The organism is Streptomyces sp. NBC_00775 (assembly GCF_036347135.1).
Taxonomy (GTDB): Bacteria; Actinomycetota; Actinomycetes; order Streptomycetales; family Streptomycetaceae; genus Streptomyces; species Streptomyces lutosisoli.
Window position 1 is genome coordinate 8,037,289 of the sequence record NZ_CP108938.1, and the last position, 10,020, is coordinate 8,047,308.

Sequence of the window (10,020 nt, forward strand, 5' to 3'; positions counted from 1 at the left end):
GGCGCCCCCTTCTTTTCGCCCCCGCCGCCCCTACCCGTCCCATCCCCAGGGGCTCCGCCCCTTCGACCCCGATCGGTTGTGTGTCGGGTGTGGGTGGGTGGGGGCTGGTGCAAAAGATTGCGCAGTTCCCCGCGCCCCTTTTAGGGGCGCGGGGAACTGCGCGAGCAACCCCCACCGGCCCGCAGCCGAACTCTTTTAAGGGGCGCGGGGAACTGCGCAATCTTTTGGGGGTCTGGGGGCGCAGCCCCCAGAGATGGGACGGGTAGGGGCGGCGGGGGCGAAAGAGCCTGGGAGGGTCAGCCCAGGCGGCGGGCCAGGGCGAGGGTGCGGTGGGCGCCTACTACCACCGCTGCGTCGATGAAGCGGCCGTCGGGGAGGGCCTGGGCGCCGAGGTCGGTGGCGGCGGCCTTGACGATGGCTTCGGCGGAGTCGATCTCGGCCGGGGTGGGCAGGTAGGCCCGCTCGATGATGGGGAGCTGACGGGGGTGGATGGCCGCGCGGCCGAGGAAGCCCAGGGTGCGGCCGTGGGCGCAGGACGCGGCGAGGCCCTCCACGTCGCGGATGTCGGGGTAGACCGACTGGACCGGCGGCGGCAGGCCCGCCGCGCGGGCGGCCACGATCACCCGGGCACGGGACCAGTCCAGGCCCGCGTCCTCCCGTACGCCCAGGTCGGCCCGTAGATCCGCCTCACCGAGCGAGACACCGCGCAACGCCCGGTGCGCGGACGCGATGGCGAAGGCCTGCTCGACGCCGAGGGCCGTCTCCAGGAGGGCGTACAGCGGGATCGCGCCCCCCTCCGCGGGAGTGGCGCCCTCCGCTACCCGTACGACGTCGTCGGGCGAGGTCACCTTGGGCAGCCGGAGACCGGACAGGCCGGGGAGCGGGGAGAGGGCCTTGAGGTCGGCGTCGGCCAGCGGGCCGTCGAGGGCGTTCACCCGGACAATGACGGGGACGGGTGTCGGTTCGGTGAGGAGGTCCGCCGTGGCGGCGCGGGCGTACTCCTTGCGGTCCGGGGCGACCGCGTCCTCCAGGTCGACAAGGACGACGTCCGCGCCGGAGACGAGGGCCTTGGCCACGACGTCGGGGCGGTCCCCGGGGGCGTACAGCCAGGTGAGAGGGAACTCCGCGGTCACAGGGCGCCCTCCGCTCGCAGGGCGTCGATCTCGGGCCCCGTCAGACCGAGTTCGGCGAGCACCGTCTCCGTGTCCGCGCCGTGCGGACGGCCCGCCCAGCGGATCGCACCGGGCGTGGCGGAGAGCCGGAAAAGGACGTTCTGCATGCGCAGCGGGCCCAGTTCGGGATCGTCGATGGTGGTGATCGTGTCCAGGGCCTCGTACTGCGGGTCGTTCATGACGTCCCGGACGTCCTGGATGGGGGCCACCGCCGCCTCCGCCTTCTCGAACGCCTCCAGGACCTCGGCGCGGGTGCGGCGGGCGATCCAGGCCCCGACCGCCTCGTCCAGGATGTCCGCGTGGCGCGCCCGGTCCGCGCCCGTCGCGAACCACGGCTCCTCGATCACGTCCGGGCGGCCGACCAGCCGCATCACCCGCTCGGCGATCGACTGCGCCGACGTGGAGACCGCGACCCAGGAACCGTCCGCCGTGCGGTAGGTGTTGCGGGGCGCGTTGTTCGCGGAGCGGTTGCCGGTACGCGGCTGGACGTGGCCCAACTGGTCGTACCAGATGGGCTGCGGGCCGAGGACGGTCAGGATCGGTTCGATGATCGCCATGTCGACGACCTGGCCCTCGCCGGAGCGGTCGCGGGCCGTCAGCGCGGTCATCACGGCGTACGCCGTCGCCAGGCCCGCGATCGAGTCGGCCAGGCCGAACGGGGGCAGGGTCGGCGGGGAGTCGGGCTCGCCGGTGATTGCCGCGAAGCCGCTCATCGCCTCCGCGAGGGTGCCGAAGCCGGGGCGGTGCGCGTACGGGCCGAACTGGCCGAAGCCGGTGACCCGGGCGAGGACGAGCCGCGGGTTCGCCGCGGACAGTTCCTCCCATCCGAGATCCCACTTCTCCAGCGTGCCGGGGCGGAAGTTCTCGATGATCACGTCGGCGGTGGCGGCGAGGCGGAGCAGGGTCTCACGGCCGCCGGGCGTGGAAAGGTCGAGGGTGATCGTGCGCTTGTTGCGGCCGAGGAGTTTCCACCACAGGCCGATGCCGTCCTTCGACGGGCCGTGCCCCCGGGACGGGTCCGGCTTGGCCGGATGCTCGACCTTGATGACCTCCGCGCCGAAGTCGCCGAGCATGGTGGCGGCGAGCGGTCCGGCGAAGAGGGTGGCGAGGTCGAGGACGCGCAGCCCGGCGAGGGGGCCGCCCTGCGAGTGCGCTGTCATGAGCCGGCCTGGGTGTCGATCTCGGAGCGGTACGGCATCGAGGACGACGCCCCGGGCCGCTGCACCGACAGCGAGGCCGCCGCCGACGCCCATGCGAGCGCCTCCGGCATCGCCCGGCCCTCGCCGAGCGCCACCGCGAGGGTGCCGACGAAGGTGTCGCCCGCGCCGGTCGAGTCCACGGCGGTCACCTGGGGCGCGGGCACGGTGAGGAGGGCTGCGCCGCGGGCCGCGTACAGGCTGCCGGCCGCGCCCAGCGTGACGACGACCTCCGGGACCTGGTCGAGCAGGGCGGCGGCGGCCTCGCGGGGGTCGGTGACACCGGTGAGCGCGGCGGCCTCGTGCTCGTTGGGCACCAACAGGTCGATGGAGGCGAGGAGTTGGGGTGGCAGGGGTTGCGCGGGGGAGGGGGTGAGGATCGTACGGACGCCGTGCCGGCGCGCGGCTTCCGCGCCCGCGACGACCGCGTCCAGTGGGATCTCCAGCTGGAGCAGAAGCGCGTCGGCGGTCGCGATGAGGCCCTCGTCGCCGGGGGCGAGGGCGGTGACGGTGCCGTTCGCGCCGGGGATGACGACGATCGCGTTGCCGCCCTCGTCGTCCACGACGATGTGCGCGGTGCCGGACGGGCCCTCGGTGGTGCGCAGATGGTCGGTGTCCACGCCCGAGTGCTCCAGCGTGGACCGGAGCAAGCTGCCGAAGGCGTCCGCGCCCACCGCGCCGATCAGCGAGACGTCGGCGCCCGCGTGGGCCGCGGCCACCGCCTGGTTGGCACCCTTGCCGCCGGGGATCGTACGGAACTCCCGTCCCGTCACGGTCTCTCCGCGCTGCGGGGCCTTGGCGACGTACGCGACGAGGTCCATGTTCGTGCTGCCGAGTACGGCGATATGGGTCATGGGCGACGGGTCTCCCGGTGCGTGAGATGGGCGAGGGTGTCGAAGCCGATGCCGTTGAAGTCGGCGATCGAGGTGGCGAGGCGGTTCTTCAGGGGGGTGGTCCAGCGGTCGGGGAGGGCGAGCGGGTCTCCTGCCAGCAGACCCGCGATGCTTCCCGCCGTCGCGCCGTTGGAGTCGGTGTCCCAGCCGCCCGACACCGCACGGCAGACGGAGCCGGAGAAGTCGCCGTCCGCGTGGGTGAGGGCGGCGGCGATCAGGGCGGTGTTGGGGATGGCGTGGACCCAGTGGTAGGCGCGGTGGGTGGTGTGCAGCTCGTCTACGACCGTGTCGAAGTCCGGTGTCGTACGGGCTAGTTGGACGGCGTGGCGGATTGCCCGGGCGAGGCGGGAGGCGGGCGGGACGACGGTGAGTCCGGTGTGCAGGCAGGCGTGGACGTCGTGCGTTCCGGTGGCCGCGGCGGCGATGGTGGCCGCCGTGAACATCGCCGCGTAGACGCCGTTCGCCGTGTGGGTGAGGGTGGCGTCGCGGTGGGCCTGTTCCGCGGCGGCGGCCGGGTCGCCGGGGTTCGTCCAGCCGTGTACGTCCGCGCGGATCAGGGCGCCGATCCACTCGCGGAACGGGTTGCGGTGGCGGGCCGTGCGTGGGGGGTCGATGCCGGTGAGGAGGTTGCGGTAGGCGATGCGTTCGGCGGTGAAGGTGCGGCCTGCGGGGAGTTCGTCCAGCCAGAGTCTCGCCACGTCCGCGGTGGTGAAGTTCCTGCCGTGGCGCTGGAGCAACAGGACGTTCAGGAGCGGGTAGTTGAGGTCGTCGTCCTCTGGCATGCCGTCGATGTTCTCGGCGAGGGAGGTGGGGGCGGAGCGTTTGTTCCAGGGGTAGGTGTTCAGGAGGTCGTCCGGGACGCCACGTGCCGTGAACCAGGTGTGGAGGGGCCAGTTGCCGGTGGCCCGGGCGAGGGCGCGGATGCCTTGGAGGGGGAGCTTCTCCACTGGTTTGCCCAGGAGGCAGCCGACTGCTCTGCCGAGCCAGGCTGCTTCCAGACGGGCCTGGGTGGGGGCTGGGCTCGGGGTGGGGGCGCTTACCGGCGCCGACAGGGCGCCGCCTCTCTTTGGGACGGGCGCCGCCCCGGCGGCAGGACTGCCCGCAGGGTGGGCGGGGCGGCTGCCCCCAGGCTGGTCGGGTTGGGTGGGCCAGTCGGGGCAGTGGGTTCTGATCTTTGTCAGGCCTGCCGGCTCATGCTCTGCCAACTTGCTCGGCAGGTCTGCCAGTTCGTCCAGGAGGTCCTTGGCCAGTATCCGGAGGTAGGGGGATGCCGGGGTGGGGGAGGCGCCCGCGCGGAGGGGGGCCTCCGGGCCGCCGGCCGCTCGCCAGCGGGAGGCGATGGCCGAGGGGGAGCGGCCGTCCTGGGAGGCCTGGTGGAGTTCGTGGCCGAGGAGGTCCTCCGGTTGGACCCAGGTCAGTCGGAGCATGCTGTTCCCGTCAACGCCGCGTACGCCGACGCGTGGGCCCGGTGGCGTCGTACATCCCGTTCGAAGATCTCGCGGGTCACCTCCGTGAGCGTCCTCGCCGGGGCGTCCAGGTCGAGGCGGCTCGACTCCGCCACCGTCTTGGCCCAGTCGTGCGGGACCTCGGAGCCGAGGGCGCCGGCGAGGGCGCCGGACATGGTGGCGATGGAGTCGCAGTCGCGGCCGTAGTTGACCGAGCCGAGGACCGCGTGCCGGTAGTCGCCGGATGCCACCGTCAACATGCCCAGGGCGATGGGGAGTTCCTCGATCGAGTGCAGGCGGGAAGGGCGGCGGGCGCCGAGGGAGGGGGAGCGGTAGTCGGGGCCGACCGTGTCGTAGGGGGCCACCGCCTCCCGCAGCGGGACCAGCGCCGACTCGAAGTCCGTGTGCCGGGCGGCGACTTCGCAGACCGCCTCGATGGCCGAGCGTGTGCCGTCCTTCGCCAGGGCCAGGCAGGCGGCCACGACGGAGTCCGGGGTCGCCCCGGGCGCGCACGCCGCCGCCACCCCCGCCGCGAAGACGCCCGCCGCCTCGCGGCCGTACGACGACTGGTGGGCGCCCGCGATGTCGAGCGCCTCGGTGTAGGCGCCGGCCGGGTTGGCCGCGTTGACCAGGCCGACCGGGGCCATGTACATCGCGGCACCGCAGTTGACGATGTTGCCGGTGCCCGCCTCTCGGGGGTCCACATGGCCGTAGTGGAGGCGGGCCACCAGCCATTTCTCCGCGAGGAAGATCCGCTGGAGGGGGAGGGCCTCGGCCTCCAGTTCGGGGATCCAGCGGGGGGTGCCCATGAGGTCGGGGACGAGGTGCTCGGCGACGGCGTACGCGTCGAGGTGGTCGCGGACGGTGGCGTACACCCGTACCAGCGCATGGGTCATCAAGGTGTCGTCGGTGACGTGCCCGTCGCCCTTGTGGTACGGGGCGATGGGGCGGGCCGTACGCCAGCCGTCGCCGTTCCAGGGGCCGACGATGCCGTGTACGCGGCCGCCGTGACGTTCGGTGATCTGCTCGGGGGAGTACCCCTCGACGGGGCCGCCGAGCGCGTCGCCGACGGCGGCTCCGACGAGGGCTCCGGTGATCCGTTCGTCGAGGGTGGATCCTGTTCCTTCTCCTTTGGGCGTCATGCCCGAATCATCCCTCTGGGGTGGCCAGTTCCGTGGCTTCCAGGAGGTCGGCGAGTCCGATGAGATCCGTACCGGTGAGGCGGGGGAGCGCGCAGCCGGACAGCGTGCGGCAGGCGTCGCGCCAGGCGGCGGGGATCGTGGCGCCGCCGCCGAGCGCGCCGGTGAGTGCTCCGGCGAGAGCCGGGGCGGAGTCGGCGACGCGGGACAGACACGCGGCGGCGGGTACCGCTTCCGCGATCCGGCCCTGCGCGGCGGTGGCGAGGGCGAGGGCGACGGGGACGGTTTCGGCGGCCGCGATGCCATAGCTGTAGACATGGTCGACGATCTGATGTTCCAACAAGGGGACGAGAGCGAAGGTGCCCTCGCTCTCGCGGGCGAGCCGCAGCGCGTGCCGGGTGTTGCGGCCGATCTCCGTCGATGCGGGGAGTTCGGCCAGGGCGGCGTTCACGCAGGCGTCGACGTCGGCTCCGGCGAGGGCGAGCGACACCGCCGCGGCCATGGCACGGGCGCCGTGCACGCCGTCGCCGTCCTGGGTGTAGCGGGCATCGAACTCGGCGAGTTCCGCGGCGAGTCGGGGGTCGCCCGGGTGGGCCACCGCCAGCACGCAGGCCCGTACGCAGGCCGCGTCGTCGAAGTAGTGCGGGTTGTCGTGGCCGGTCGCGGGCGGGCGCAGACCGGTGGCCAGGTTGCCGAGTCCGGCCCGTACGGAGATACGGGCGCGCAGCGGGAGCAGCGCGGACTCGACCTCGGGGGCGCGCTCGGCTGCCGCGGCGACCTCGCTGGCGATGGCGTTCCACGACAGGTCGATGGACGCCCGCATCCGCCGCTCCCGGCTCAGGTCCCCGAGCGCGGCGCCCTCCCCGGCCCGCAGCACGGCCTCCGCCGCGAACGCCGCCCACTCCGCGTCGTCCGACGGGCCGAGCCGCAGCGGCTCCGGCGGCTGGTTCAGCGCGATCGGCACGGGCAGCGTCGTCGTCGCGTTCTGCTCCGCGAAGGTGTCCAGCTCCCGCGTCAGCCGCCGCGTCCACTCGGGCATCCGCGCGGCACGGTGCCGCGCGGCGGGCCAGCCGGCGGCGTCCCCCGCGGCCAGCCCGAGCAGAAGCCCCTCGATCCGACGGAGTCGCGTGCGCGGGGGCGCCTCCGCGCGGGGGTCTGTGAGGGCGGGCACCTCCGTGCGGGGGTCTGTGGAGGTGGGTGTCTCCGTGCGGGGGTCCGTGAGGGTGGGTGCCTCCATGCGGGGCGCTGCCGCGACGGGCGTCGCCGTGCGGGGGGCTGCCGCATCGGGCGGCACCGTGCTGAGCGCTCCCGCGAGAGGCTCCTCCGCGCTGGACAGCTTCGTGCCGGGCGCTGCCGCGAGGGGCGCCGCCGTGCCGGGCGGCTCCGTGGCAGGCGTCGCCGTGAGGGGTTGCTCCTCAGTGCCGGGTGGCTCGGTGAGGAGGGCTGCCGTGAGGGGTTGCTCCTCAGTGCCGGGCCCTGTCGTGCCGAGTGGCTCGGTGAGGAGGGTGGGCATGAGGGGCTGCTCCTCCGTGCCCTCCGTGCCAGGTGTCTCCGTGAGGAGGGTCGCCGAAACGGCCTCCCCCGCAGGGGTGGCCCCCGCGCCGGCTCCCTCGCCCGTGCCCTCTCCGGGCTCGTCTCCGACCAGGCCGGGCCTCACGGTCGTACCTCGTCGTCATCGGCGGCGAGGACGTACGCGTCGGCGTAGGGAAGCGCGTTCGCGTCCGTGTCGGGAAACGCGTGGGGAGGCGCGTAGGGCAGTGCGTACGCATCAGGGTGGGGCAGTGCGTACGCGTCCGGGGCGGGGAGGGACCACTCGCCGCCCGGATCTCGTACGAACCCACCCGCGCCCCCACCCCTGCCCGCACCTCGGGTGCGTCTCCCGGCCCCCCACTTCCCGTCGTCCCCCGGCGTCAGCAGGTCCGCCACGTCCAGTACGTGGTGGCCTTCCATCGAGGGGAGGCAGCTGCCCCGGGCCGGGCCGATGGCCGCTGCCCAGGCGGCCGGGATCGACGAGGCGCCGTGTGTCGCGCCGGCCAGGGCGCCCGCGACCGCCGCCGTCGTGTCGGCGTCGCGGCCCATGTTCACGGCGGTGAGCACGGACTCGGTGAAGGCGCCGTCGGCGGCCGCGTAGGCGCCGAAGGCGAGGGCGACGGCCTCGGGGGCGAGGTCGGTCCACGGGTAGCCGCCGATGACGACGGCCGAGCGGACCGCGCGCTCGCCCCGGTGGGCCACCGCGACCGCCCGGCGCAGGGAGCGGGCCGTCCAGGAGTCGTCCGGGATCACCGCGAGCGCGGAGGCGACCACCGCGATCGTGGGGGCGCCCGCCATCGCCGCCGCGACGCCCGCGGCGACCGCCTGGCCGCCGTAGATGCCCTCCCCGTCATGGCTCACCGAGCCGTCGATGGCGACCAGCCTCGCGGCTTCCGCCGGGCGGCCGGCCGCGAAGACGCCGAAGGGGGCCGCGCGCATGGCCAGGCCGTCACTCCAGGCGTGCCGGTGCTGAGCCGAGATCGGCGCCGCAAGGCCCCGGCGCAGGTTCTCCAGCGTGCCGCGCTCGCTGAAGCCCGCACCCTTGAACGGGCCCTCGTCGCGGTCCGCGATCCACTGGTGCCAGGCCGACTCGACATGGGCCACGGTGAGCGCCGAGCCGTGCCGGGCCAGCAGCAGCCCCGAGAAGATCGCGTACTCGGTGTCGTCCGTCCCGGCCGGGTGCTCGGCGACGTACCCCGTGATCCGTCCCCACTTCGCACGGATCTCCGACGGCTTCATGTTCTCGGCGGGCGCGCCCAGCGCGTCCCCGACGGCGAGTCCGAGCAGCGCGCCGCGCGCCCGTTCGCGGAGATCGGCGGCGTCCCCGGGCGCCGGGACCGAGGGAATGCAGGCGATGGAAGCCATACGTGCCTCTCCTCTCGGGGCCCCTGCCAGTGCGCGGAACCGAGCGCGCGGAACCCTTTGCGGATCTCTCCCACATTGGCGGTTGACAGGAGCCTCGTGGGCCTCACTGTCACCCGGTCGACATCTGTGCAGGCAATCGCACGGATGAGCGTAATCCGGTAAAGGTGCAGGTTAGCCCAGCCTTTCCTTGCTGGCGGGAGCGAAATGAAAGGCGTAAGTTCAGCGTTGTCGAATAGTGGAACTTGTCTAAAGTTAGCCTTACCTTAGAGCCCTGGGGGACCCGATGGCCATCATCGAGATCGAAGCGACACTGCACGAGGCGCACCGCGACAACCACACCCACCGGGATGTGAACGGCGGATGGCTGCGCCCGGCCGTGTTCGGCGCGATGGACGGGCTCGTGTCGAACCTCGCCCTGATGACCGGCGTCGCCGGCGGGTCCGTCTCCCATCAGACGATCGTCATCACCGGGCTCGCGGGCCTCGCCGCGGGCGCCTTCTCCATGGCCGCCGGCGAGTACACCTCCGTCGCCTCGCAGCGCGAACTCGTCGAGGCCGAACTCGACGTCGAGCGACGGGAGTTGCGCAAGCATCCCCAGGACGAGGAGCGCGAGCTCGCCGAGCTCTACCAGTCCCGCGGTGTCGAGCCCGAGCTGGCGCGGGAGGTCGCCAGGCAGCTGTCCCGCGACCCCGAGCAGGCCCTGGAGATCCATGCCCGCGAGGAGCTGGGCATAGACCCCGGCGACCTGCCTTCCCCGACCGTCGCCGCCTTGTCCAGCTTCGGCTCCTTCGCGCTCGGCGCCCTGCTCCCCGTCCTGCCGTTCCTGCTGGGTGCGACCGCCCTGTGGCCCGCGCTGCTGCTCGCGCTGATCGGGCTCTTCGCGTGCGGCGCGGTGGTGGCGAAGGTGACCGCGCGGTCCTGGTGGTTCAGCGGGATCCGGCAGCTCGCTCTGGGTGGTGCGGCGGCGGGTGTGACGTACGTCCTGGGCAGCTTGTTCGGTGGCGCCGTAGGATGATGCGCTGAGCACCTATGCAAGGGACTGCATAAGTAGCCGTTACTCGGCGGTTTCGATTGCTTAACCACCGGGCATGAGCCGTAAGCGCTGTGGGCAATGAGGCCTGCACGCACCACTCGCGGTGGGCGACGAAGCCTGCCGCGAACCGGGCCGACGGTCACTGATCTGTCCGCTTAGGTCCCTTACCTTCCACCGCCGAGCGCGGTACCCCCGCCGTGACCCCGCGGTGTCCGCATGTTGGAACGGTGTATCCAGTTACCGGGAA

The 10,020-nt window shown here is 73.2% G+C and carries 8 protein-coding genes; 1 reads left to right on the forward strand and 7 read right to left on the reverse strand.

Annotation, left to right across the window (positions count from 1 at the left end):
- Nucleotides 1-296: 296 nt before the first annotated feature.
- The 7 genes from OIC96_RS35705 to OIC96_RS35735 form a co-directional block, all read right to left on the reverse strand.
- Entirely contained in the window at nt 297-1,133 is an 837-nt protein-coding gene (locus OIC96_RS35705; protein WP_330303880.1) for an HpcH/HpaI aldolase/citrate lyase family protein, read from the reverse strand.
- Complete coding sequence (locus OIC96_RS35710; RefSeq protein ID WP_330303879.1) at nt 1,130-2,332, reverse strand: CaiB/BaiF CoA transferase family protein; 1,203 nt, start codon at nt 2,330-2,332, stop codon at nt 1,130-1,132. Before OIC96_RS35710 ends, OIC96_RS35705 begins: the two co-directional genes overlap by 4 nt.
- Complete coding sequence (gene rbsK / locus OIC96_RS35715) at nt 2,329-3,222, reverse strand: ribokinase (protein WP_330303878.1); 894 nt, start codon at nt 3,220-3,222, stop codon at nt 2,329-2,331. Before rbsK ends, OIC96_RS35710 begins: the two co-directional genes overlap by 4 nt.
- A complete protein-coding gene (locus tag OIC96_RS35720) occupies nt 3,219-4,688 on the reverse strand; it encodes an ADP-ribosylglycohydrolase family protein (RefSeq protein ID WP_330303877.1) in 1,470 nt (489 codons plus the stop codon). The genes rbsK and OIC96_RS35720 overlap by 4 nt, the downstream gene beginning before the upstream one ends.
- The gene (locus OIC96_RS35725; RefSeq protein WP_330303876.1) at nt 4,676-5,848 is read right to left on the reverse strand and encodes an ADP-ribosylglycohydrolase family protein; all 1,173 of its coding nucleotides are present in this window, start codon (nt 5,846-5,848) and stop codon (nt 4,676-4,678) included. The genes OIC96_RS35720 and OIC96_RS35725 overlap by 13 nt, the downstream gene beginning before the upstream one ends.
- A 7-nt stretch (nt 5,849-5,855) precedes the next feature.
- Entirely contained in the window at nt 5,856-7,082 is a 1,227-nt protein-coding gene (locus tag OIC96_RS35730) for an ADP-ribosylglycohydrolase family protein (RefSeq protein WP_406502251.1), read from the reverse strand.
- 416 nt (nt 7,083-7,498) lie between these two features.
- Nucleotides 7,499-8,740, reverse strand: a complete 1,242-nt coding sequence (locus OIC96_RS35735) for an ADP-ribosylglycohydrolase family protein (RefSeq protein ID WP_330303874.1) — start codon at nt 8,738-8,740, stop codon at nt 7,499-7,501.
- Nucleotides 8,741-9,023: 283 nt separating this feature from the next.
- Here OIC96_RS35735 and OIC96_RS35740 point away from each other — a divergent pair, with 283 nt between their 5' ends.
- The gene (locus OIC96_RS35740) at nt 9,024-9,755 is read left to right on the forward strand and encodes a VIT1/CCC1 transporter family protein (RefSeq protein ID WP_330303873.1); all 732 of its coding nucleotides are present in this window, start codon (nt 9,024-9,026) and stop codon (nt 9,753-9,755) included.
- Nucleotides 9,756-10,020 lie beyond the last annotated feature (265 nt).